Source organism: Burkholderia metallica, assembly GCF_902832845.1.
Lineage (GTDB): Bacteria > Pseudomonadota > Gammaproteobacteria > Burkholderiales > Burkholderiaceae > Burkholderia > Burkholderia metallica.
Genome location: NZ_CADFDB010000001.1, coordinates 571,428 through 593,514 on the forward strand (window position 1 = coordinate 571,428; position 22,087 = coordinate 593,514).

General features: G+C 67.1%; 19 protein-coding genes. 3 read left to right on the forward strand and 16 right to left on the reverse strand.

Features of this window, described 5'->3' with window-relative positions; all coding sequences use genetic code 11:
- Positions 1–42: 42 nt before the first annotated feature.
- The 6 genes from HWX08_RS02520 to HWX08_RS02545 all read right to left on the reverse strand — a co-directional run bounded on the left by HWX08_RS02520 (position 43) and on the right by HWX08_RS02545 (position 8,388).
- A complete protein-coding gene (locus HWX08_RS02520) occupies positions 43–4,887 on the reverse strand; it encodes an NAD-glutamate dehydrogenase (RefSeq protein WP_174920700.1) in 4,845 nt (1,614 codons plus the stop codon).
- A 148-nt stretch (positions 4,888–5,035) separates the two neighbouring features.
- Positions 5,036–5,257 (reverse strand): hypothetical protein, encoded by a 222-nt coding sequence (locus HWX08_RS02525; protein ID WP_069260242.1) that lies wholly within the window; start codon positions 5,255–5,257, stop codon positions 5,036–5,038.
- A gap of 12 nt (positions 5,258–5,269) precedes the next feature.
- Positions 5,270–6,154 carry a hypothetical protein gene (locus tag HWX08_RS02530; protein WP_174920701.1) on the reverse strand — a complete coding sequence of 295 codons (885 nt, stop codon included), beginning with the start codon at positions 6,152–6,154 and terminating at the stop codon, positions 5,270–5,272.
- Between the two features lie 345 nt (positions 6,155–6,499).
- Complete coding sequence (locus HWX08_RS34665) at positions 6,500–6,688, reverse strand: 4-oxalocrotonate tautomerase (RefSeq protein ID WP_174920702.1); 189 nt, start codon at positions 6,686–6,688, stop codon at positions 6,500–6,502.
- A gap of 58 nt (positions 6,689–6,746) precedes the next feature.
- A complete protein-coding gene (locus HWX08_RS02540) occupies positions 6,747–7,520 on the reverse strand; it encodes a class II aldolase/adducin family protein (RefSeq protein WP_174920703.1) in 774 nt (257 codons plus the stop codon).
- Entirely contained in the window at positions 7,498–8,388 is an 891-nt protein-coding gene (locus HWX08_RS02545) for an urea transporter (RefSeq protein ID WP_174920704.1), read from the reverse strand. The genes HWX08_RS02540 and HWX08_RS02545 overlap by 23 nt, the downstream gene beginning before the upstream one ends.
- 317 nt (positions 8,389–8,705) lie before the next feature.
- Between HWX08_RS02545 and HWX08_RS02550 the strand changes: the two genes are divergently transcribed.
- Positions 8,706–9,269 carry a putative glycolipid-binding domain-containing protein gene (locus tag HWX08_RS02550; RefSeq protein WP_174920705.1) on the forward strand — a complete coding sequence of 188 codons (564 nt, stop codon included), beginning with the start codon at positions 8,706–8,708 and terminating at the stop codon, positions 9,267–9,269.
- Here HWX08_RS02550 and HWX08_RS02555 read toward each other — a convergent pair.
- The 5 genes from HWX08_RS02555 to HWX08_RS02575 all read right to left on the reverse strand — a co-directional run bounded on the left by HWX08_RS02555 (position 9,221) and on the right by HWX08_RS02575 (position 14,494).
- Positions 9,221–10,135 carry an alpha/beta fold hydrolase gene (locus HWX08_RS02555; RefSeq protein ID WP_174920706.1) on the reverse strand — a complete coding sequence of 305 codons (915 nt, stop codon included), beginning with the start codon at positions 10,133–10,135 and terminating at the stop codon, positions 9,221–9,223. The genes HWX08_RS02550 and HWX08_RS02555 overlap by 49 nt on opposite strands.
- A gap of 4 nt (positions 10,136–10,139) precedes the next feature.
- Positions 10,140–11,045, reverse strand: coding sequence for a metal-dependent hydrolase (locus tag HWX08_RS02560; protein ID WP_174920707.1), 906 nt, complete (start codon positions 11,043–11,045; stop codon positions 10,140–10,142).
- Positions 11,042–11,971 carry an SDR family NAD(P)-dependent oxidoreductase gene (locus tag HWX08_RS02565; protein ID WP_174920708.1) on the reverse strand — a complete coding sequence of 310 codons (930 nt, stop codon included), beginning with the start codon at positions 11,969–11,971 and terminating at the stop codon, positions 11,042–11,044. The genes HWX08_RS02560 and HWX08_RS02565 overlap by 4 nt, the downstream gene beginning before the upstream one ends.
- A gap of 21 nt (positions 11,972–11,992) precedes the next feature.
- Positions 11,993–13,576, reverse strand: a complete 1,584-nt coding sequence (locus HWX08_RS02570) for a flavin-containing monooxygenase (protein WP_174920709.1) — start codon at positions 13,574–13,576, stop codon at positions 11,993–11,995.
- Positions 13,577–13,822: 246 nt separating this feature from the next.
- Entirely contained in the window at positions 13,823–14,494 is a 672-nt protein-coding gene (locus tag HWX08_RS02575; protein WP_174920710.1) for a lysoplasmalogenase, read from the reverse strand.
- A gap of 382 nt (positions 14,495–14,876) precedes the next feature.
- Between HWX08_RS02575 and speB the strand changes: the two genes are divergently transcribed.
- Positions 14,877–15,845, forward strand: coding sequence for an agmatinase (gene speB / locus HWX08_RS02580; RefSeq protein WP_107313603.1), 969 nt, complete (start codon positions 14,877–14,879; stop codon positions 15,843–15,845).
- 235 nt (positions 15,846–16,080) lie between these two features.
- Here the strand turns inward: speB and HWX08_RS02585 are convergent, their stop codons facing one another.
- A complete protein-coding gene (locus tag HWX08_RS02585; RefSeq protein ID WP_174920711.1) occupies positions 16,081–17,376 on the reverse strand; it encodes a citrate synthase family protein in 1,296 nt (431 codons plus the stop codon).
- A gap of 103 nt (positions 17,377–17,479) precedes the next feature.
- Here HWX08_RS02585 and HWX08_RS02590 point away from each other — a divergent pair, with 103 nt between their 5' ends.
- A complete protein-coding gene (locus tag HWX08_RS02590) occupies positions 17,480–18,913 on the forward strand; it encodes a CoA transferase (protein ID WP_174920712.1) in 1,434 nt (477 codons plus the stop codon).
- Positions 18,914–19,063: 150 nt separating this feature from the next.
- Here the strand turns inward: HWX08_RS02590 and HWX08_RS02595 are convergent, their stop codons facing one another.
- From HWX08_RS02595 to HWX08_RS02610, 4 genes are all read right to left on the reverse strand, one after another.
- Complete coding sequence (locus HWX08_RS02595) at positions 19,064–19,288, reverse strand: hypothetical protein (protein ID WP_069260231.1); 225 nt, start codon at positions 19,286–19,288, stop codon at positions 19,064–19,066.
- A 278-nt stretch (positions 19,289–19,566) separates the two neighbouring features.
- Positions 19,567–19,770, reverse strand: coding sequence for a cold-shock protein (locus HWX08_RS02600; protein WP_069260230.1), 204 nt, complete (start codon positions 19,768–19,770; stop codon positions 19,567–19,569).
- Positions 19,771–20,134: 364 nt separating this feature from the next.
- Entirely contained in the window at positions 20,135–21,115 is a 981-nt protein-coding gene (locus HWX08_RS02605) for a sulfonate ABC transporter substrate-binding protein (protein WP_174920713.1), read from the reverse strand.
- 123 nt (positions 21,116–21,238) lie between these two features.
- The gene (locus HWX08_RS02610; RefSeq protein ID WP_069260228.1) at positions 21,239–22,078 is read right to left on the reverse strand and encodes a MerR family transcriptional regulator; all 840 of its coding nucleotides are present in this window, start codon (positions 22,076–22,078) and stop codon (positions 21,239–21,241) included.
- Positions 22,079–22,087 lie beyond the last annotated feature (9 nt).

Consider the following 22,087-nt stretch of genomic DNA (forward strand, 5'->3'; position numbering starts at 1 on the left):
GCCGTGCCGGGGCCGGCCGGTCCGTCACGACCGGAGCGGCCGTCACGCGCGTTCGAGCACGGCCATTTCCCGCACGATCACGAGCAGTACCGCGAGGCTCGCGCCGCCCGACGCGCGCAGGTCCGCGAGCAGGTGCTCGTAGCGGGCGAGCGCGGCTTCGCGGCGTTCGCGCCACGCGCCGACGATCGTCTCCGGCGTCGTCGAATCCGGCGATTCCGCGAGCGCGCTCGTCGCGAGCGTGCGCTTGAGGCGGGCGACTTCGGCCAGCGCGGCCGCGCGCGCGAGCATGTCCCAGTGGGTCGGCGTCGGCAGCGTCGCCGCGCGTTCGGCGATCCAGCTGTAATTGAGCAGCGTGCCGAGCGAGAAATACACGCCCGCGACGAGTTCGAGGCTGCGGCTGCCGGTGGCGGCCACTTCGGCGATGTCGAGCAGCGCGGCCGAGATGTCGCCGCTCGCGACGCGCACCGCCAGCGCGCTGTCGACGCCGGCTTCGACCAGCACGCGCTGCCGCTCGGACAGCGCATCGAGGTCGTCGGCCGGCAGCAGCGACGGCAGTTGCGGCGCCAGCCGCTGCGCCGCGTCGCGGCAGCGTGCGATCAGCTCGGCCACGCCGCCGTCGGCCACCGCGCCGGATTGCAGATGCCGCAGGAACCACAGCGCCGCGCGCTCCAGCAGCCGCGCGACGTCGACGAACATGCGCGCCTGCACGTCGTCGGCCACGCGGTTGTCGAGCGCGTCGATGTCGCGCCACACCGCATCGAGGTCGAACACGTCGCGCGCCATGATGCACGCGCGCACGATGTCGCCCGGCTTCGCGTCCGTTTCCTCCATCAGCCGGTGCACGAACGCGCAGCCCACGCGGTTCACGAGCGCGTTGGTCAGGTGCGTCGCGAGAATCTCGCGGCGCAGCGGATGGCGGCGCATCGGTTCGCTGAAACGCTGCTGCAGCGGCTTCGGGAAGTAGTCGACGAGCATCGCGGCCACGAGCGGATCCTCGGGCACGTCGGATTCGAGCAGCGCGTCGTACAGCCACATCTTGCTGTACGCGAGCAGCACCGCGCGCTCCGGCGACGTGAGGCCGAGCTTCGCCGCCTGCCGTTCGGCGATTTCGTCGTCGGTCGGCAGAAATTCGATCACGCGGTTCAGCCGGCCCGCGCGTTCGAGCCAGCGCATCAGCCGCGCTTCGGCGTCGAGCAATTCGACCGCATAGCGGCCGGCGATCGACAGCGCCTGCGTCTGGTAGTAGTTGTCGCGCAGCACGAGCAGCCCGACTTCGTCGGTCATCTCCGCGAGCAGCGCGTTGCGCTGCTTCTCGGTCATCTCGCCGTCGGACACGACGAGCCCGAGCAGGATCTTGATGTTGACTTCGTGATCCGAACAATCGACGCCCGCCGAGTTGTCGATCGCGTCGGTGTTGATGCGGCCGCCGCGCTGCGCGAACTCGATCCGCCCGAACTGCGTGCAGCCGAGGTTGCCGCCTTCGCCGACCACCTTGCAGCGCAGGTCCGCGCCGTTCACGCGCACCGCGTCGTTCGCGCGGTCGCCGACCTGCAGGTGGGTTTCGCGCGCGGCCTTCACGTAGGTGCCGATGCCGCCGTTGTACAGCAGGTCGACCGGCGCCTGCAGGATCGCGCGGATCAGCTCGGTCGGCGGCAGCGCGTGCGCGTCGATGCCGAGCGCGGCCTGCACGGCCGGCGACAGCGGAATCGTCTTCGCGGTGCGCGGATACACGCCGCCGCCCGATGAAATCGCCGCCGGATCGTAATCTGCCCAGCTCGAGCGTTCGAGCGCGAACATGCGCTGGCGCTCCGCGAAGCTCGTCGCCGGGTCGGGGTTCGGGTCGAGGAACACGTGCCGGTGATCGAACGCGGCGACGAGCCGGATATGCGGCGACAGCAGCATCCCGTTGCCGAACACGTCGCCCGACATGTCGCCGACGCCGACCACGGTGAAGTCGGTCGTCTGCGTATCGACGCCCATCTCGCGGAAGTGCCGCTTCACCGATTCCCATGCGCCGCGCGCGGTGATCGCCATCTTCTTGTGGTCGTAGCCGACCGAGCCGCCGGACGCGAACGCGTCGTCGAGCCAGAAGCCGTATTCATGCGAGATCGCGTTCGCGTAGTCGGAGAAGGTGGCGGTGCCCTTGTCGGCGGCGACGACCAGGTACGGATCGTCCGGATCGTGACGCACGACGCCGGGCGGCGGCACGATCGCGCTGCTCGCCAGGTTGTCGGTCAGGTCGAGCAGGCCGCGCAGGAAGGTCTGGTAGCACGCGATGCCTTCGCGCATCCACGCTTCGCGATCGCTCGGCGGCGGCGGGTTCTTCACGACGAAGCCGCCTTTCGAGCCGACCGGCACGATCACGACGTTCTTCACCATCTGCGCCTTCATCAGCCCGAGCACCTCGGTGCGGAAATCCTCGCGGCGATCCGACCAGCGCAGCCCGCCGCGCGCGACGCGCCCGCCGCGCAGGTGCACGCCCTCGACCCGCGGCGAATACACCCAGATCTCGAACATCGGCTTCGGTTCGGGCAGGCCCGGCACTTTCGCCGGATCGAACTTGAACGACAGGTACGGTTTCGATTCGCCGCTGGCGTCGACGAGGAAGTAGTTCGTGCGCTCGGTCGCGTTGATCACGCCGAGGAACTGGCGCAGGATGCGGTCTTCGTCGAGGTTCGGCACCTGGTCGAGCGCGCCTTCGATCGCCTTCAGCAGCCGCTCGGCCTGGACGTCGCGCGTGTCGCCGACGGCCGGGTCGAAGCGCAGCAGGAACAGCTCGACGAGCTGCCGCGCGATCGCCGGGTTGCCGGTCAGCGCGCGCTCGATATACGCGTCGCTGAAGGTCGAGCCGACTTGCCGCAGGTACTTCGCATACGCGCGCAGGATCGTCACTTCGCGCGCGCTCAGGTGGGCGCGCAGCACGAGGCGGTTGAAATCGTCGTTCTCGATCCGGCCGCTCCAGATCTGGTCGAACGCATCTTCGAACAGGCCCTTCACGCGCTCGATGTCGAATTCGGTATTGTCGTCCGCGAGTTCGAGGCCGAAGTCGTGCACCCACGCGTGCGCGCCATCCTGCGTCTGGATGCGGTACGGCCGCTCCTCGTCGACGCGCACGCCGAGATGTTCGAGCATCGGCAGGCTGCGCGACAGCGCGATCGGGTCGCCCGCGCGATAGACCTTGAAGCGGAACGCGCGCGCCTCGGCCTCGATCGGCCGGTACAGGTTCATCGCGAGCTGCCCCGAATCCTTCACGCGCTCGATCAGCTCGATGTCGCGCACGGCCGTGCGTGCCGGATAGTCGTCGCGATAGCCGGCCGGGAACGACTCGGCATAGCGCTGCAGCAGGCGGTTGCCTTGCTCCTCGCCGAATGCGTCGAGCAGCGCGTCGGCGAGATCGTCCTGCCAGCGGCGCGTGACCTGCACGAGCCGCGTTTCGAGTTCACGCGTGTCGACGTCGGGCATCGTGCCCGGTTCCGCGTGCACGACGAAATGAATGCGCGCGATCGCCGATTCCGACAGCAGCGGCGTGAATTCGACGTTCACGCCGTTGTACGCGTCGACCAGCAGTTTCGCGATGCGCCGGCGCAGGTCGGTGTTGTACTTGTCGCGCGGCACGAACACGAGGCACGACACGAAGCGGTCGAAGCGGTCGCGGCGCACGAACAGGCGCGTGCGCTGGTGTTCCTGCAGCCGCAGGATGCCGAGCGCGATGTCGTAGAGCTGGTCTTCGTCGGCCTGGAACAGTTCGTCGCGCGGATAGGTTTCGAGCACCGTCACGAGCGACTTGCCGAGATGCCCCTTCGGCAAAAAGCCCGCGCGCCGCACGATGTTCGCGCACTTGCGGCGCACGATCGGGATTTCCGCGCTCGACACCATGTAGGCGGTCGACGTGTAGAGCCCGATGAAGCGGCGTTCGCCGGTGACCTTGCCGTCGGCGCCGATGAGTTTCACGCCGACGTAGTCGAGATAGCCGGGCCGGTGCACGGTCGCGCGCGAGTTCGCCTTGGTCAGGAAGATCGGCCACGCGCCGGTGATGATGTCGGCGGCAGCCTGCGGCAGCGGCGTGACGTCGGGCGCGCCCGACGGGCGCAACGATTCGCGCAGGATGCCGAAGCCGGTGCCCTCGATGCCGCGCAGCCCGAAGCCGGTGCCGTCCGAGACCAGCGCGTAGTCGCGCTGGCCGAGGAACGTGAAGTGATCGGCCGCCATCCATTCGAGGAACGCGCGCGCCTCGATGTCTTCGGCGGTCGATTCGCGCGCCTTCATTTCCTTGATCGTCGCGCGGGCGATGTCGACGATCTTCGGCCAGTCTTCGACCGACGCGCGTACGTCGCCGAGCACGTGCGCGATGTCGTTGCGCAGCGTGTCGAGCAGCGCGGCGTCGCCGCAGCGGTCGACTTCGAAATGGATGAACGATGCGAGCTGCGACTGGCCGTCGGCCGACGCCGCGCCGCCCGCGTCGACCCGCTCGATGCCGCCGTCGGCGCCGCGCCAGATGCGGAACACCGGGTGCAGCGCGGAATGCAGCGCAAGCCCGAGGCGGTTGACGGCCATCGTCACCGAATCGACGAGGAACGGCATGTCGTCGTTGACGATCTCGATCACCGTGTGATCGGAATGCCAGCCGTGCTGTTCGAGGATCGGGTTGTACACGCGCAGCCGTTCGCTGCCGGGCACGAATTTCTGGGCCGTCTGCCAGTGCGCCATCGCGGCGCCGTAGAGATCGGCGATGCCGCGGCTTTGCAGGTCGTCGGCATCGGCGAAATCGTAGTAGTGACGCAGGAACGGTTCGACGATCCGGAACGTGGCTTCGGGCAGGCGCCCGCGCGCGAATTCGACGACGTCGGAGAGCAGGTGTGCGACGACTTCCTCGTTCTTCGCTTCCATGGCGGTCTCCTCGTCGGGTGGCCATCGGCTGCTGCGTCTGTCCGGCATTATGCGCCGATTGCGTGACAAAGCGATGTGCGGGCGCACAACGGGACGGAGCGTGAAGCGGGGGGCTGCAGCGCCCGTGGCGGGGCGCTGCAGATGTGGGTCACGTCAGTTCCGGCGGCTTCAGGTCGGGGTGCCGTGCGTAGAGCGGGTTCATGAAGTCGACCAGCATTGTGGTCAGCACTTGCGACACGAATTCGCGGTAGGCGACGAATTCGGAATCCGGGCACGACGCCTTGACCTCCAGTAGAGAGCGATCGAGATCGGCCCCCATTTGCAAGATCATGTCGTTCAGGGCGCTTGCGATTTGCTTGTCCGTGATCATGTGCTTACCTTTTTAACATCCCGCCAACGCGTTGCAACTGTTGACGCAGTTCCAGAATTTGAATCCGAAGTTGCCGGTTGGTAAAGTCATTGCAGAACACTTTGCCCGGCACATCTCCCTCCATTGCGCGCAGGACGTGTTTCGAGGCTGCGGCGCCATACCAGGAGGGTTGTCGATGGTTGGGTGAGCGACGAAGACGAAGTTCGTCGATTCTCGTATCGTCGGATAGATCACGGCGAGATCTTCCGAAAAGAGCAACGCTGCATCAAATTCGTGATTGAACTTGGTTGCGCAGGCTGTCGTCGCTGGAGAGAGCGTCAGATGCGATCCATCTTCCAAGCCATCTGATTTTATCTTCCCTGCCAGTCTACATTTACCGATATCGACTGACGCGTCCGCAAGGTTTTTGTCGATGCGAAGCTGGACAGGGATATCGGAGATTGTTGCCAGCCAGCTTCCCGAACGGAGGGCGCCCTGAGCTTTATTTTTGGTGCGATAGGGTTTCGCAACGAAGCTGGTGGTTTCACCATTGGCGCTCAGCATGACGCCAATTGATCGACTGCTAGTCTCCTGAACTCCGATAGTGATTTTGGACGAATTCGAAGTCCACGGGGCATAGTCGGTGCCGTTTGATCCGTCTCGTCGATCATGAATGACGTATCCGGAAATATTCTTTTTGTTTCCGTATACGACTAGAAAGCGGTCGGCGGAAATCTTGATGATTCTGTAAGCCGTTCCATTCTCGTTGGCCTCCCATGTCTCGTGGAGAGTAGCGGAGTGCCGATCCGACGTCGTGTCGGGCGATGTCGAGACGGGGCCGCCGACGCCGGAAGTCGCGAACGAAATCAACGAAAACAGCAGAGCGGCGGAATAGCCTTTGAGCGTCCTGATTTTCATGGTGTCTACCTGTAGCGATAAGTTGAATGTCGGCGTAGACGTACTTGCCGGATTTCATCGCTGGCGGTGACACCGATGGGCGGTGATTGGCTGGCTACTATGTCAAATGCGGAATGATGTTTTTGATTCGTTATACGAAGCTTTTTTGGAGCGCAGCGAAACGATTCCTGGATGTTTTTGTGTTAACGAAAGCTAATTGCGATGATTCTGAATGTCAATGGCAATATATTGGGATAGCTGATTGACGTGAGGTATTCGAGGAGGTGGCGAGGGGGCTATAGCTGATCAACGGAGACAGCGCGCTTTTGTGGTCCGGAGGCGCGCTGGCTTTTTGTGGGGCGCCTGTCAGCGCTCGTCGCTCCACAGCTTGCCGGCCGTCGCCCAGTTTTCCTTCTTCACGTCGGTCAGGATGATATCGACCGAGCCCGGCGTGCAGCCGAGCGTCTCGCAGGTGACGCGCGTGATCGCTTCGACGAATTCGCGCTTCTGGTCGACGGTGCGGCCTTCGAAGAGCTGGATATTGAAAGTCGGCATGACAATGCTCCGGTTGGGTTTGAACGATTCGGCCGCGGTTGCGGCGATGATTGCGGCGTCAGTCGCGATACGACGGATCGATCCGGTCGAGGCGGCGCAGCAGCGCCGGCCATTCGAGTTCGCCTTCGACCGCGCCGCCGTCGCGCAGTTGTTCGGCAGTGCGCTGCGCGACGGCCGCATCGGGCAGCACGAGCGGCCCGCCGCCTGCTTGCGCGCGCACCTGGATGTCGCACGCCTTGATCAGCGTATCCATCAGCACATAGGCTTCGGCCACGGTGCGGCCGACCGTCAGCGTGCCGTGGTTGCGCAGCAGCATCGCGGATTTTGCGCCGAGGCTCGCGGTCAGTCGCGCGCCTTCGGCCGGCGAGAACGCGAGCGCTTCGTAATCGTGATACGCGAGGTCGCCATGAAAGCGCAGCGCGTGCTGCGACGCGGGCAGCAGCCCGTCGCGCTGGATCGACACCGCAATGCCGGCCGTATTGTGCAGATGCATCACGCACACGGCGTCGGCGCGCGCGGCATGCACGGCCGCGTGCAGCGCAAAGCCCGTCACGTTGACCGCATGCTCGCTCGTGCCGATCCGGTTGCCGGCCAGGTCGATCTTCACGAGATTCGATGCGCGGACTTCGTCGAACGTGAGCCCGAACGGGTTGATCAGGAAGTGGCCGGGTTCGCCGGGCACGGTCGCGGACAGATGCGTGTAGATCAGGTCGTCCCAGCCGTTCAGCGCGACGAGCCGGTAGGCGGCGGCGAGGTCGACGCGCAGCCGGCGTTCGGCGTCCGAGATCGGGCCGCCGGGTTTCACGGCGTCAGGACGGTGTGCGAATGACATTGGGTTCTCCGAAGGTGAAGCGGCGTGCGACGGCTACGGTCACCCACGACGCCAACGCGAACGGGGCCGTGAACGCGGGAATGCCGGCGCGCGTCGCGAGCCACTGAATCAGCGCGGCGAATGCTGCGGCGGCCAGTGCCGCGCGCGGGCCGCGCGGCATCAGCGCCAGCGCGGCGAGCGCGCCGTTGAAGCCGAGCAGGCCGTCGGCGAACTGCGCGTCGCTCGCGCCGAGCACGACCAGCAGCACGGTCGATACGAGCGCGCCGCCGAGCGCGAACGCGGCCGCCCGGCGCGACGCGACGGCAAGGCCGGCGACGATCAGCGCGCCGGCCCACGCGCCTTGCGCGAAGGTGGTCTGGGCGACGCCGGACAGAACGGCATCGGCGGCAGCAGCGACGGTCAGCGCCGGGGCGGCCGTCGCGCCGTCCGCGTGTTGCAGCGCGACAAACGGCAGCCACAGCGCGGTGACGACGAGGCACGGGCTCGAATACGGACACTGGCGCCAGCGCGCGAGCGGCGTGCGCATCGCGCGCTGGACGAGCGCCGCGCCGATCGACACGAGCGGCACCAGCGCGACGGCGGCGCCGGAAGACGGCACGCACAGCACGGCGATCAGCGCGGCGAGCGCGCCGTTGAAGCCGTGCAGCCCCTGTTCGATGTCGCGACGCCCGGCGCCCGTCAGCACGGCGGTCATGCTGGCGGCGGCCGAGCCGACCAGCGCCGCGCTCGCGAGCCGCAGGTCGGTCAGCGCCAGCGCGGCGAGCAGCAGGGCGCCTGTGAGCGCATTCGCCTGCAGCACGATCTGCCCGATGCCGCGCAGCAGGATGCGCAGGTCGATCGACGGCGAGGCGGGGCGGGCGGTAGGCATGGCAGCGACGGAACAGGACGACACGCGAGCATAGGACACTCCGCGATGCACCGGAATAGGGAATTCCGGATAGTCAGGATTTGGGATGGATGCCCCAAATTGAGGCGCGGAGAGGCCGACGTGCGTACTCGGGATGCTTTTTCGTGTGCAGGCTGCTCGTCACGTGACTGATTCACACTCGCCGACTTCAAAGCGCCAGCCCCGATCGCCGGTCGAGGGGCCGGCCACGGTGCGCCGTGCTGACCGACGGGGGGCATTCCGGATAGCGACGATTTGTGTGACGATGCCCCGACACGAGATACCCGGGAGGTGGGACGATGCGCGAGGTGCGGTGGGCGTCGCTCGAAGGCGACGGGGTCGAACATCTGACGTTCGACCGGAGCGACGGCGGGATCGTCGTCGAAAGCGCGGTGGTCGGGCAGCGGTACGGCCGTGCGTACGGCCTCGCGTATCGCGTCGAATGCGATCCGCAATGGCGCGTGACCTACGCCGTGCTCAAGGTGATGGGCGGCGGCACGCTCGAACTGCACGGCGACGGGGCTGGGCACTGGCGCAACGGCTCAGGCCGGGCGCTGCACGAGCTGGATGGCTGCGTCGACATCGACATCGCGGCGACGCCGTTCACGAATTCGCTGCCGATCGGCCGCCTCGGGCTCGCGCGCGGCGAGCGGCGGCCGATCGACGTTGCGTACATCTCGACGCCGGACCTGAAGGTCGTGCCGGTCAAGCAGGCTTATGCGTGCATCGAACCCGGCCGGCGCTACCGCTACGAAGGGATCTTCCGGAACTTCACCGCGGAGATGGACGTCGACGACGACGGGCTCGTCGTCGATTACGAGACGCTGTTCAGACGCCTGCCGGCGCTGCCAACGGCACGTTGAACCGCGGCGTTCGGCACCGCCGGGCGCTCCTGCGCGGAGGCGAAGCGGTCGATCCGCGACGCGATCATGTCCGGGTGGCGCAGCACGATCCAGTGCGTGCCGTCGATTTCCTCGCGCACGTGCTCGCCGAGCCAGCGGTCGAGGTCGACCGACATCTCGGGCGTCACATAGCGGTCGCGCACCGGCACGAGGATCTGCACCGGCGCCTGCGCGTAGCGTTCGCGCGGCTGGCGGGCCCGTGCGAGGAAATTCGCGCGGTACAACTGCAGGCCGTTCAGCGCGTTCTTCAGCTGCACGGGATCGCGCCCGGCGCGCACGCGTTCGGTGAGCTGCAGCCAGCGCGGCCACAACGCCGCGCCGCCGAGCCGCCACACCAGCGACGGCACGAGCGGCAGATGAAAGAACGCGATGTACCACGACTTCAGGCTCTGTTTGAGCCGCATCTTCGCGCGGAACACGTGATCGAGGCACGGGCCCGAGATCGACGTGTACGACGCGATTAGGCCGCGGAACGCGGGGTCGGTCACGGCCTCCCAGCACTGGATCGAGCCCCAGTCGTGGCCGACGAGATGGAACGGCCGGCCGCCGCAGGTCGCGTCCGCCACCGCCTTCAGGTCGGCGGCGAGCCGCTCGAGCGTGTAGTCGGCCCGGCGGCGCGGCGCATCTGACGCGCCGGCGCCGCGCACGTCGTACGCGATCACGCGGTAGCGGTTCGCGAGCCGCGCGCGGATCGGCGCCCACACGGACGCCGAATCGGGGTAGCCGTGCACGAGGATCAGCGGCGGCGCGCGCCGCGGCCCGCTCACGTAGACGGCGAGCTTCACGTCGCCGGACTGGACGGTCAGCATCTCGTGGGCGCGCGCCATCGCGTCACGCCTGCGGGACCGGATGCAGCGGCACGCGGCGCGGCGCGGCTTGCGCGGCGTAGCGCGCGTTGGTCGCGTCGATGTTCTCGAGCAGCGTGTCGAGCTCCTGCAGGTACTGATGGTTGTCGTGGTCCCACGGGTGGAAGCCCGGGCGGAAGTAGTCGAGCCATTCGCGCGCGATGCTCGGAAACACGCCGTGCTTCGGGCTGTACAGGTACTTCACGAGGCGCCACATGCCGCCGAACTTCCCGTGTTCGCGACGGTGCGCGCGCATCAGCCGCACGTGGAAGTCGAACACGATCGTCCAGAAGAACACGGTGGTCACGAGCATCGTGCCCGTGCGCAACAGGTAGCTGCCGAGGCCCGGCTTCATCACGGTGTTCCATACGTCGTAGGACACTGCCTTGTGTTCGGTTTCCTCCATCGCATGCCACATCCACATCTGCCGGTAGCCTTCGACCGAACCGTCGATGCGGTGCTCGTGGCCGGACAGCAACTGGTTCGCGAGGATCGCCGTGTAGTGTTCGAGCGCGATCGTGATCGCGAGCTGCATCGAATGCGGCAGCACCTTCTTGAACCAGCCGAGGATCGTCCACAGGCGCTTGTCGAGCTTGTGCGCGGGCAGGCCGGCCGCTTGCAGCAGATCGTTGTATTCGATGTGCTCGCGCGTATGCATCGCTTCCTGGCCGATGAAGCCGAGCACCTGCTTCTTCAGCTCGGGGTCCTCGATCCGGTCGCGGTAGTTGCGCACCGAATCCATGAAGAAGCGTTCGCCGGCCGGAAACAGCAGCGACAGCGCATTCATGAAGTGCGTGACCGGCACGCCCTGCACGTGCCAGTCGCGCGCGCGTTCCGGCGGCAGCGCGAAACGGATGTCGCGCCGCACGGGCATCATGTTCGGGGTCGTCATGATTGTTCTCCCTGATTGCCTGCATTGTTGTAGGTGGCGTGCAGCGGGGCGGGCGCCGGCGTGCCCCGCGCGGCGCGACGGGCCTTCGCGGCCTCGCGGCGCGTCGCGAGCACGACGAGCGCCTGGTACGCGGCCGGCAGGATGCGCGCCATCCAGTCCGCCCCTTTCGCGTCGCGGCCGATCAGCACGCGGCGCTTGTTCCTGCGCACGCCGGCGAGGATCGTGCGCGCGGCGTCGTCGGCGGTCGTGATGAAGAACTTCTCGAAGCTGTCCTTGCCTTGCTGCTCGCTCTCGACGATGAAGCCGACCATGTTCTTCGCGACGCGGCTCGACTGCGCGATGTTCGTGCGGATGCCGCCCGGATGCACGCAGGTGGCCGATACGCCGCACTTCATCATGTCGAGTTCCTGGCGCAGCGATTCGGTGAAGCCGCGCACCGCGAACTTCGTCGCGTTGTAGCCGCTCATGCCCGGCTGCGCGAAGATCCCGAAGATGCTTGACGTGTTGATCACGTGGCCGTCGCCCGATGCTTTCAGATGCGGCAGGAACGCCTTCGTGCCGTGCACGACGCCCCAGAAGTTGATGTTCACGATCCATTCGAGATCGTCGTATTCCATGCCTTCGATCGTGCTCGACAGCGCGACGCCCGCGTTGTTGAAGATCAGGTTGACCTTGCCGTGTTCCTTCGCGGTGTCGTCGGCCCACGCGAACATCGCGTCGCGCTCGCTCACGTCGAGCACGCGGGTCGACACGCGCACGTTCGGCGCGATCGCACGGACGATCCGTTCGGTTTCGGCGAGGCCGACGCCGTTCCTGTCGGCGAGCGATACGTGGCAGCCGGCCTGCGCGAGCTGGATCGCGAGCGCGCGGCCCATGCCCGAGCCGGCTCCGGTGATCGCGGCGACCTTGTTGGCGAAATCTCTCATGTCGGTGGCTCCTTGTCTGGCTCAGGCCGCTTCGGCGGATGCGGAAGCGGAAGCGGCGGGCGCGGCGGCGGGCCGCGCGCTCGTGTCGTGTTGCGGCGCGCGATACGTGTGGTAGTCGGCGATCGAGAAGTGCGCGGTCGCCTGGCGGAAGCGCCACGTGAAGCCCGGCCACAGCGTCGTGTTCTTGCCGGTGCGCGGGTCGAGATACCAGCTCTTGCAGCCGCCTGTCGACCAGATCGCCTTCTTCAGCCTGCCCTGCAGGTCGTCGTTGAACTGCGCCTCGACGAGCGGGCGCACCTCGATCGCGTCCGCGCGCTCGCGGCGCATCGCCTGCAGTGCGCCGAGGATGTACTCGATCTGCGACTCGATCATGAACACCATCGAGTTGTGGCCGAGGCCCGTGTTCGGGCCGACGATCATGAAGAAGTTCGGGTAGCCGGGAAGCGTCGAGCCGAGGTACGCGTGCGCGCCGTCGCGCCACGCGTCGACGATGTCGAGCCCGCCGCGGCCGACGATCGCGCCGCGCGGATACGGATCGGCTACCTGGAAGCCGGTGCCGTAGATCAGGCAGTCGACTTCATGGCGCTTGCCGTCGGCCGTCACGACCGCGTCGGCTTCGATGTGGTCGATGCCGGTCGTGATCACGTCGACGTTCTTGCGCGACAGCGCCGGATAGTAGTCGTTCGAGATCAGCACGCGCTTGCAGCCGAGCGTGTAGTTCGGCGTGACCGTCTTGCGCAGTTCCGGATCGGGAATCTGCTTGCGGATGTGGCGCAGCGCGAGCTTCTGCACGTTCTTCATCAGCGACGGATGGATCGCGAAGCCGAGCACGCGCGATTCGAGCATCCAGTAGATGCCGCTGCGCACGATCTTCTGCGTGAACGGCAGCGTGCGGAACAGCCACTTCTCGAACCCGGTGAGGTTGCGGTCGGGCTTCGGCATGATCCACGGCGGCGTGCGCTGGAACAGCGCGAGCTGCTTCACGCGCGGCGCGATCTGCGGCACGAACTGGATCGCGCTCGCGCCGGTGCCGATCACCGCGACGCGCTTGCCTTCGAGCGCGTAGTCGTGATCCCACTGCTGCGAATGAAACGCGCGGCCCTTGAAGGTCTCGACGCCGGGAATCGACGGCAGCGCGGCGCGCGACAGCCCGCCCATCCCCGACACCAGCACGCGCGCCGACAGCCGCTTGCCGTTTGCGAACGTGAGGCGCCAGCGCTGCGCTGCCTCGTCGTACTCGGCGCGCTGCAGTTCGTGGTTCAGGCGCAGGTGCGGGCCGACGCCGAAGCGCTGCACGCAGTCTTCCAGATACGCGCGGATTTCCGGCTGGGGCGCGAACATGCGCGTCCAGCGCGGGTTCGGCGCGAACGAGAACGAATAGACGTGCGATTGGACGTCGCATGCGCACCCGGGGTAATGATTGTCGCGCCACGTGCCGCCGACCGCCGCGGCCTTCTCCAGCACGACGAAGTCGGTCACGCCTGTTTGCAGCAGGCGAATCGCCATCCCGAGGCCGGCGAAGCCGGTGCCGATGATGGCGATGTCGATGGTTTCGTCCAGGCCGTCGTGGCCGGGCGGACCGAAAGGCAACGTGCGAGCATTCATCCGGGTGTCTCCGATTTGGCTCATTTTTGAATGTTACATTGTTTGATGTAACGATAGTGGGTGAACCCGGAAACCGCAAGAGGCTAGAAGCGGCGCTCTAAGGGCCGGAAGCCAGACGGGAAAAGGCTGAGCGGGGTTTGGAACGGGCCCGGTTCCGCACTGCGGGAAGAGCGGAAACGGCCGTCGGGACGGCGAGAGCGGAAGCGCACGAGGCCGCCGGCGCGCGGCGGCCTGTTTGAAACGGTATCAGGGACGGATCGACCGGGCGGCGGTCTCATGGAAAACCCCGGCCACGATCGTGACCTGCGCGAGCGCGTAGAGGCCCCAGATCAGGTAATCGATGCCCGGAAAGCCGCCGAGGAAGCGGCCGACGCCGATCAGCGTGTCGGAGCCGACGAAGATCAGGCTGCCGATGGCCACCAGCGGGCCGCGCGTGCGGGCGGCGAGCGCGAAGCTCGCCATCGCGCAGAGCACGAGCATGTAGACGGCGACCGGCGCCAGCAGCTCGCCGAGGTGCGGGAAGAACGCCGCGTAGAACGCCGGCGCGGCGATCCATAGCGCGACGAGCGCCACGATGCGCCAGCCCTGCGGCCGCGCGCGCCAGCGCAGGAAGATCGCGCAGTAGCACAGGTGCGTGAGCAGGAACGCGCCGAGGCCGAGGACGAACGACAGCGGCCAGTCGGGCAGCGCGAGCAGCACGTCGCCGAGCACGGCCGTTGCGAGCGCCGCGCACAGCCACGCGCGTTCGCGCGGCGCCGCGCAGGTGCTGCCCGCCGCGAGCAGCAGGATGCCCATCGCGGCTTTCGCGGCGGCCTGGCCGGGATACGGGGCGGCGGCGAGCGACAGCCCGTACAGCAACGCGGCGGCGACGGCGAGCGGCCAGAGCCGGCGGTAGGTGGCGGGAAGCGTGGCGATCAAGGCGGGTGTCTCCGGTTTGTTGTTGTCCGCGGTGGACGGCGCGCGGTCGAGGGCGCGTGGTCGAGAGCGGCTGTCGGCCATTATCCGGAAGAAAGGGCATTCGAAAACCGGCGAATCCTTCTAGGCGTCGAAGGCGATGCGGGCGCGGCGGCCGTCTGCGCGTTGCCCCGGCTGAACCGGGGCAACGACTTCAATTCGGCTTGCTATGATCGCCGCGGGTTTGCCGTTGTCGATCGGGTTTGTTGATGTTGCTGTCGTTGTTTCGCCCGGCTGCGTGACTGGCTGCGCAGGCCGGTGCGTGCCGATGAATCCACGCCGTGCCCGGCCCGTGCGCGCATGCGAAGCGGGGCGGACGGCCCTCCTCACGAAAACAGGTCCGACCATGACCGAACTTCTCCACGGCGACGGCGCGATCCGTCGCACGACGCCGTACGGCTCGTCGATCGAAAACACCTATGCGGGCGTGCTGTCGTTCATGCGCCGCAACTATTCGCGCGAACTCGGCGGTGTGGACGTCGCGATCTCCGGCGTGCCGCTCGACCTCGCGACGACCTATCGCTCCGGCGCGCGGCTCGGCCCCGCCGCGATCCGCGCGGCAAGCGTGCAGCTCGCGGAGCTGCATCCGTATCCGTGGGGCTTCGACCCGTTCGACGAACTCGCGGCGATCGACTACGGCGACTGCTGGTTCGACGCGCACAACCCGCTGTCGATCAAGCCCGCGATCGTCGAGCATGCGCGCACGATCCTCGGCTCCGGCGCGAAGATGCTGACGCTCGGCGGCGATCACTACATCACGTATCCGCTGCTCGTCGCGCACGCGGAGCGCTACGGCAAGCCGCTGTCGCTGATCCATTTCGATGCGCACTGCGATACGTGGGCCGACGACGATCCGGACAGCCTCAATCACGGGACGATGTTCTACAAGGCCGTGAAGGAAGGGCTGATCGATCCTGCGACGTCGGTGCAGGTCGGCATCCGCACATGGAACGACGATTTTCTCGGGATCGAGCGGCTCGATGCGGCGTGGGTGCACGACCACGGTTCGCGCGCGGCGGTCGAGCGGATCGTCGACATCGTCGGCGCGCGGCCCGCGTACCTGACGTTCGATATCGACTGCCTCGATCCGGCGTTCGCGCCCGGCACGGGCACGCCGGTGGCGGGCGGGCTGTCGTCGGCGCAGGCGCTCGCGATCGTGCGCGCGCTCGGCGCGGTGAATCTCGTGGGCGCCGATGTGGTCGAGGTGGCGCCCGCCTACGACCACGCGGACATCACGGCAATCGCGGCCGCGCATGTCGCGTGCGACTTGCTGTGTCTGTGGCGGCAGAAGAAGGTGGCGGGGGCGTTGAAGTAAGTCGGCATGCGGGCGCTGCGAGTGCGATGCGCGTAGCGCGGATCGGTGCCTGGTGCGCGGTGTGCCTGCCGTTTGCATCTCGCTGAGCCCGCATGAGAGTCGTCGCGGATGTCCGTGGACGGCTCTTGCCGATCCATCGGCGACATTCGCGAAACGTCTGCGGCTGGCGGCTTCCGTATATCGACGACGCGTGGGCGAATCACCGCTGCTGCGTGCCGGCATCGTCGCTCGAAAGCTATGGACGCCTGAAGAAAGCCGCAAGCATGTCGTCTTCCGGGGCCGCATGTTGCGTCGCTTGCCGCTTTCCCGATCGTCCGCGGGATCGCGCATGCTCCGGGCCGGCATGAGTGCCACCCGGCCACGTCCCCGTATAAACCGCGCGCGGCCGGATCAGATCGGACTGCTCGCGCTGCTCCAGCCCGTGCGCGATCCAGCCGATCGAGCGGCCCAGCGCGAACAGGCCGAATGCGGCACCGGGCGGCAGCCTCAAATGTCTGCGCAGGGCCACCAGCGCGAGATCCAGCGAGGGCCGGTGGCCGACGAGTGCGCTGCCCGCATCGATCATCCGGCTCCATTGAGGATGGCGCGGCAGGATTCGCGACAACAGAGACGTCGCGCGCACGTCGCCGTCGGGGTACAGCGAATGTCCGAAGCCCGGCAGGCCGTCGCCGCGGGCCAGCCGCTCGCGCATTTTCTGTTCGATGTCCTTGTTACCGAGTTCGTCCCACATGGCTTCGCAGCGCGCGGTGGTGGCGCCGTGCCGCTCGCCCGACAGCCCGGCCAGCCCGCCGACCACGACGGCCCGCAAGCTCGCGTTCGTCGACGCGATGCACCGCCCCGTGAAACTCGACGCGTTCAGTTCGTGGTCCGCGCATAGCACGAGCGCCATCCTGATCAGCTCGGCGCCCGCAGGCCCGACGCCCCATGCCTGCGCGCATTGCACGTGCACGGATGCGGTATCGATCCGGGTTCGCAGCAGGCATGCCGCGAGAATCCGCACGAGGTCGCCGCAACCCTGCGCGTGGCGATCGGCCGATTGCTGCCAGATCGCTGTGGGCGCGTCCTCGCTCGCGACGGTGAAGAGCGGCAGCAGCGCCTGCTCCGCGCGTTGCGCGCCGTAGTGCCTGAAGAGCGTTCGCAACACCGCGGGCGTCGCGGGAACGGGGCGCCCGAACGCGGTCTGCTCGTCGCATCGCCACAGCAGCGCCGCGACTTCCTCGAGACTCGCACGGGCAGCGAGATCGAGCGCATCGACACCGCGATAGAAGAGCCGGCCGCCGTCGATGAGCGTGATGCTCGATTCGAGCACGGGCGACCCCCAGTTCAGCGCGGCTTTCGCCACTTCCTTCGGCTTGCGGCCGCGCGCGCGTTGATCGGCGAGCCGCTCGACGTCGGCCGCGAGATAGCGGCTTTCACGATGACTGCGGCCCGGTTCCGCGCGCAGCAGGCCGCGGCTCACGTACGCATAGAGGGTTGGCCGCGAGACGCCGAGCCGTGCCGCGGCTTCGGTCGAATTCAGGTAGGTCGACATCGTGCGCAGGGGGATTCGTTCGACAGGTTGATCAGGATAATCAACGTTGACAACGAATGCGAGCGAGACGATCTTTGCGTCACCGAATTCATGCGAGGCGAACATGCGTGTCGATCAACTGTCGGGGGAAGCGGCGACGGCCGGCGAGGATCAGGTGTCGCGTCATCTACGGGCGTTCTGGCTTGCGGCCGGCGGGACTGAGGCGTTCGTCGACTCGTGCCGCTTCAGCGGCTCGGGCGAACTGGTCTCCGCGTTTCGCGTCACCGACCTGGCCGCGGCCGCAATCGGTGCAGCCGGGACGGCCGTGGCCGAATTGCTGCATGCGTCGACCGGCACGCTGCCGGCGGTTCGGGTCGACCGGCGCCTGGCGTCGCTGTGGTTCGGCGTGTCGTTGCGTCCGCAGGGCTGGACGATGCCGCCGCCGTGGGACCCGGTGGCCGGCAACTATCGCGCACGCGATCGCTGGATCCGGCTGCACACCAACGCACCGCATCATCGGCTGGCCGCGTTGTCGGTGCTCGGCTGCGCCGGCGATGCCCGGTCGGTCGCGCAGGCGGTGAGTCGCTGGGACGCCGTTGCGCTTGAAGACGCGATCGTCGAGCGCGGCGGTTGTGCGGCGGCGATGTACTCGGCGCAGGAGTGGGCCGCGCATCCGCAGGGCCGGTCGGTCGCGACCGAGCCGCTGCTGCACGTGCAGGCGGCGACCGACGCCGTCGCGCATGCGTGGCGGCCTGCCGAAGACCGGCCGTTGCGCGGCATTCGCGTGCTCGACCTGACGCGCATTCTCGCGGGCCCCGTGGCGACGCGATTGCTCGCGGGTCTCGGCGCCGACGTGTTGCGCATCGATCCGTACGGCTGGGAAGAGCCGGGCACGGTGCCCGACGTGGTGCTGGGCAAGCGATGCGCGCGGCTGAATCTGAAGGATGCGGCGGATCTCGATACGCTCAGGCAGTTGCTGCGCGGCGCGGATATCGTCGTGCACGGCTATCGGTCGGACGCACTCGCGCGTCTCGGGCTCGACGCCGCGCATCGGCGCGAACTGAATCCGGCGCTCGTCGACGTGTCGCTCGACGCGTATGGCTGGAGCGGTGCATGGCGTTGCCGGCGCGGCTTCGACAGCCTCGTTCAGATGAGCACGGGGATCGCCGACGCGGGCATGCGCGTGACGGGGCGCGACGAGCCGGTCAGCCTGCCCGTCCAGGCGATCGACCATGCGACGGGCTATCTGATGGCGACGGCAGCCATCCGCGGGCTGACGGCGCGAATGAAACAGGGTGTCGGCACGCAAGTGCGCGCGTCGCTCGCACGCACGGCGTCCGTTCTGGCGTTGCGTTCGGAGCCCATGAGCGAGGTGGTCGAACTGGCCGCCGACGATCGTCGCGATCGCGCGGAGCAGGTCGAGCCGACGTCGTGGGGGCCGGCAGTCCGGCTCCTGCCGCCGTTGCAGATCGACGGCGCACCGCTGCGCTGGTTTTATCCGGCGCGCGCACTGGGTACGTATGAACCCGGGTGGTTGGCGTTGAACGACGCGCTTTGACGGAATGCGATGAAGCGGGCGGGGACGGGCAACGGGACGGAAGTCGGCCCGGCCGACGCGCGGCCGCCGGAGAAGGTGGCGGCCGGGTGAAGCGGAGAGGCGGGCGCAGGCCGCCGGCGCGTCGCACGCGCCGATGGCCGGGCGTCGCCATCAACCGCGGGTATCGACCCAGTTGCGTGCCCAGCGGACCGAATGCTGCAGCGCCTGTTCCTCGCTCGCGAAGTAATCGAGCGAATAGAACTGGTAGCGGCCTTCGGTGCGCGCGCTGTCGGCGCGTTCGAGCAGCAGGTTGGATGAAAAACTCCCGTCGGGCAAACGGTGCGCCGAGGGTTGAACGGCATAGCCGTTGTATTGCTGAAATCGTTGGTTGTGCATTTTAATTTTAATGATGTTCGAGTGCGTGCGTGCCGTGCGGAATGTGCACCGGCCCGTCGATTCAAAGCCATTGCGAGCTGAATCCGACGCAGTCGTAAAGCGAAAAAAGGGCTTGGCAGCCAGAGGGGGAATGAAGTGCAACGAGACGTGTGGCGCTCGGCAAGCTGCTGAATGAATCGAGGCAGCCAAGAGCGATCGCGCCAACTTTGGGAGACCAATCTCCGCGAGGATGTCGCTGCAACCCGGCGCCCGTGACGGGCGGCCGGGTTCTTCAAACTTTACAGCGGCTTGATGTTGGCCGCTTGCAGACCCTTCGGGCCTTGCTTCGTTTCGAAGCTCACTTTCTGATTTTCAGCCAGCGTCTTGAAGCCGTCGGCGCGAATTTCGGAGAAGTGTGCGAACAGGTCGTCGCCGCCGTTGTCGGGCGAGATGAAGCCGAAGCCTTTGCTGTCGTTGAACCACTTGACGGTACCGGTATCCATGAAGAATCCTTGAGAAAAAAATGAGAGAGTTGCCCTGTAAACGGGCGCGTGAAGCATCAAGGAGAGAGAGGACAACGAATACCGCTGGGAAGCGAGCAATTGATGAACAGCAATCGGACTTCTTGAACTTCGGGTGACACACTAACCGCCGGGCAGTGGTGGCGTCAACGTTTAACTTGTAACTGTTTTACCCGGCGGTCGCTTTTGCCGATGGCGCGATGTGGCCCTGCGAGGCCCGCGCGCCGGCGCGAACGCCGCCCGTTCGTCCCGCGTTTCCCGACGATTCGACACGAACCCGAAGGCCGACGAGTCGTGCGCCCGTCGGCCTTTGGGGCGGGATGCGCGCGGCGTATTCGCTACTTCGCTACTTCGCCGCGAGCGCGCTCTGCACGTTTTTATCGACCCACGCGTTGTCGGCCACGTTCAGCTTCTGCGGAATCAGCTTCGCCGCATGAAACGCATCGGCGACACCCTGCTGGGCCGCGACGATCTTTTCGTCGAGCGGCACCGCGCCGAACGGCACACGCTTGAGCCACGTTTCGACGAGCGGTTGCGGCAGGCCGACCTTCGGCGCGATCAGCGCGGCCGTGTCGGCCGGATGCGCGTTGACCCACTGGCCCGTCTCGCGCGCTTGCTTCAGGATCGCGCCGACCACATCGGGATGCTGTTGCGCGAAGTCCCGCGTGGCTTCGTAGAAGTTGTTGGTGGCCGCGAGGCCCGTGTAATCGGACAGCGTGCGCACCTTCAGCGCATTCTGTGCGGCCGCGTAGTACGGATCCCACACCACCCACGCGTCGACGTTGCCGCTCTCGAATGCGGCGCGCGCATCAGCGGGCGGAAGGTAGACGGGGCGGATTTCGTCGTAGCGCACGCCGGCCTTCTTCAGCGCTGCGAGCAGCAGGTAGTTCGCGCTCGAACCCTTCTGCAGTGCGATCTTCTTGCCGCGCAGGCCGGTGACCGAACGGATCGGCGAATCGGCCTTCACGAACACGGCTTCGTTGTGCGGCGCCGGCGGTTCCGCGCCGACATAGACGAACTGCACGCCGGCCGCCTGCGCGAACACGGGCGGCGGCGCGCCCGTATAGCCGAAGTCGATGCTGTTCGCGTTCAGTGCTTCGAGCAGTTGCGGGCCGGCCGGGAACTCGAACCACTGGACGCCATAGCCGAGCGGCTTGAGCCGCGCTTCGAGCGAACCTTGTGCCTTGACGACCGACAGCAGGCCGGCCTTCTGGTAGCCGATGCGCACGACCTTGTCGGCGCCGCCTTGCGCGAAGGCCGACGCGGCGGACAGCGCGACGACCGTGACGGCGGCGCTGCGGGCGATCCAGCGGGTAAAACGAATCATCGAACGGACTCCATGCAGAACGTCTTCGGGCGAGCGGCGGCGCCGCTCGGTTGGAAGAATCGTCGCATGGGCGATCACACCCGCAAACGAAGCATTGTCGATATCAATATGACGGCCGCGCGCCTATGCTTCGTCGCCGTCGTGTTCCGGTGCCGGCGTGCCGGACTGCCGCGCGGCCTCGTCGCTGAGCTTCTTGTCGAGGATCGTCGCGACGCGGCCGCCGAGATATGCGCTCGCCGCGGTTTCCAGCGCGCGGTTCGTCTCGCCTTCGACGAACACGGCCGCGAGCGGGCGCAGGCGCCAGATCGCGTCGACGAGCTCGGGCACGTCGGTGGCGGGCGGCAGCGTGCCGGCGTCGTAGCGGTCGAGCCGCTTCACGACGAGATCGACGAGCAGCCGCGCGATCGCATCGAAATGCGGCCGCGCGAGGCTGATCACGTCGAGCAGCTCGCGCGGCGGGATGCCTTCCTTCGTCATCGCGGCGGCCGCTTCGAGCAGCGCGGGGCTCTTCGCGACGAACGACAGCCCGCGCCGTTCGAGCAGGCCGAGTTCGGTCACGCGCGACAGCTGGGTGGTCGCCTGCGGGCCGAACATCTGCGCGAGCGCGGCGAGCGAGTAGGTTTTCGGCAGTTCGTGCGACCAGCGTCCGCCGATCGCGTTTTCGAGGCCGAGGATCGAGCGCAGGTCGTGGCCTTCGTCGATCGCCTTGATCAGATCCTGGATGTTCGACAGCGTGTAGCCGCGCGCGAGCAGATGGTTGATCAGCTTCAGGCGCGCGACGTGCGTGTCGTCGTAGATACCGACTCGGCCGCGTTTTTCCGGCGGCGCGAGCAACCCGCGATCCTGGTACGCGCGGACGTTGCGCACGGTCGTGTCGGACACGCGCGCGAGTTCGTCGACGGTGTACTCGTTGCGGGCGTCGGGCGCCGCGTCGTCGGGGGTGGAATGAGTCTGTTTTGCCATGCGGCCATT

Coding starts and splice junctions, on each gene's coding strand:
- HWX08_RS02520 (WP_174920700.1), bottom strand. CDS start 4,887: ATGGAAGCGAAGAACGAGGAAGTCGTCGCACACCTGCTCTCCGACGTC.
- HWX08_RS02525 (WP_069260242.1), bottom strand. CDS start 5,257: ATGATCACGGACAAGCAAATCGCAAGCGCCCTGAACGACATGATCTTG.
- HWX08_RS02530 (WP_174920701.1), bottom strand. CDS start 6,154: ATGAAAATCAGGACGCTCAAAGGCTATTCCGCCGCTCTGCTGTTTTCG.
- HWX08_RS34665 (WP_174920702.1), bottom strand. CDS start 6,688: ATGCCGACTTTCAATATCCAGCTCTTCGAAGGCCGCACCGTCGACCAG.
- HWX08_RS02540 (WP_174920703.1), bottom strand. CDS start 7,520: ATGTCATTCGCACACCGTCCTGACGCCGTGAAACCCGGCGGCCCGATC.
- HWX08_RS02545 (WP_174920704.1), bottom strand. CDS start 8,388: ATGCCTACCGCCCGCCCCGCCTCGCCGTCGATCGACCTGCGCATCCTG.
- HWX08_RS02550 (WP_174920705.1), top strand. CDS start 8,706: ATGCGCGAGGTGCGGTGGGCGTCGCTCGAAGGCGACGGGGTCGAACAT.
- HWX08_RS02555 (WP_174920706.1), bottom strand. CDS start 10,135: ATGGCGCGCGCCCACGAGATGCTGACCGTCCAGTCCGGCGACGTGAAG.
- HWX08_RS02560 (WP_174920707.1), bottom strand. CDS start 11,045: ATGACGACCCCGAACATGATGCCCGTGCGGCGCGACATCCGTTTCGCG.
- HWX08_RS02565 (WP_174920708.1), bottom strand. CDS start 11,971: ATGAGAGATTTCGCCAACAAGGTCGCCGCGATCACCGGAGCCGGCTCG.
- HWX08_RS02570 (WP_174920709.1), bottom strand. CDS start 13,576: ATGAATGCTCGCACGTTGCCTTTCGGTCCGCCCGGCCACGACGGCCTG.
- speB (WP_107313603.1), top strand. CDS start 14,877: ATGACCGAACTTCTCCACGGCGACGGCGCGATCCGTCGCACGACGCCG.
- HWX08_RS02585 (WP_174920711.1), bottom strand. CDS start 17,376: ATGTCGACCTACCTGAATTCGACCGAAGCCGCGGCACGGCTCGGCGTC.
- HWX08_RS02590 (WP_174920712.1), top strand. CDS start 17,480: ATGCGTGTCGATCAACTGTCGGGGGAAGCGGCGACGGCCGGCGAGGAT.
- HWX08_RS02595 (WP_069260231.1), bottom strand. CDS start 19,288: ATGCACAACCAACGATTTCAGCAATACAACGGCTATGCCGTTCAACCC.
- HWX08_RS02600 (WP_069260230.1), bottom strand. CDS start 19,770: ATGGATACCGGTACCGTCAAGTGGTTCAACGACAGCAAAGGCTTCGGC.
- HWX08_RS02605 (WP_174920713.1), bottom strand. CDS start 21,115: ATGATTCGTTTTACCCGCTGGATCGCCCGCAGCGCCGCCGTCACGGTC.
- HWX08_RS02610 (WP_069260228.1), bottom strand. CDS start 22,078: ATGGCAAAACAGACTCATTCCACCCCCGACGACGCGGCGCCCGACGCC.